Origin of the sequence: Bacillus sp. G402 (assembly GCF_051172515.1) — a bacterium.
In the GTDB taxonomy this organism is placed as follows: domain Bacteria; phylum Bacillota; class Bacilli; order Bacillales; family Bacillaceae; genus Bacillus; species Bacillus altitudinis.
In genome coordinates this window covers 1-791 of record NZ_JBPIZC010000014.1, presented here as the reverse complement: position 1 = coordinate 791, position 791 = coordinate 1, and the positions used below count along the sequence as shown (strand labels likewise).

Annotated in this window: 1 tRNA gene and 1 rRNA gene; both read right to left on the bottom strand. The window is 37.2% G+C overall.

What is annotated here, in order from left to right:
* Window positions 1-50: 50 nt before the first annotated feature.
* Window positions 51-126, bottom strand: a tRNA-Val gene (locus ACSBQP_RS19300).
* A 558-nt stretch (window positions 127-684) separates the two neighbouring features.
* A 5S ribosomal RNA gene (rrf, locus tag ACSBQP_RS19295) occupies window positions 685-791 on the bottom strand; the annotation flags it as partial.

Genomic DNA, 791 nt, shown 5'->3' with positions numbered 1-791 from the left:
AGTTGAGCTACACCGGCTTTATCTATCCTAACATTATGTAAGAATAAATATGGTGGAGGATGACGGGCTCGAACCGCCGACCCTCTGCTTGTAAGGCAGATGCTCTCCCAGCTGAGCTAATCCTCCACTATGTAGGAATCTCTCGATCCGACAAAGATTATTATATACAGGTTTTACTCATTTGTAAAGGCTATATTAAAAAAATTTTATTTCATTTTTCATAACGTATTTCTTTTAACAGATGATGTTGATGTTACCAGTCAAAACGGCTTCAATTCAACGATTAACAGCTGTATTTCTCTTCTCTATATTCTCTCTAAAAACGAGTAAATCCTTTAAAAATATCAGCAGCCTTTCAATTTTTATACTTTAATGATATAGATATTTCTTTATTTCAACTGTTAAACGCAATGAATGTTTTGACTTCAATAAAATAGACTGATACAACTCCATTTAAATGAATGAATTTGTATCAGGCATCTATACACCTGCTATTCTTTCTCTCTATTACTTTTCTCCATACTTAAAAGTGAACATGCTTCACAGACTTTCACGTTGATTTAGAGCATCTCCACGCTTATAGTGAATTAAAACAACCTGATTTATACCACATATGTATCAAGGTGATCTTCTTTCAAACAGCACAAAAAAGACCAGTTCCGACTGGAACTGATCCTTTGAAAAGCTTGGCGGCGTCCTACTCTCACAGGGGGAAACCCCCAACTACCATCGGCGCTGAAGAGCTTAACTTCCGTGTTCGGTATGGGAACGGGTGTGACCTCTTCGCTATC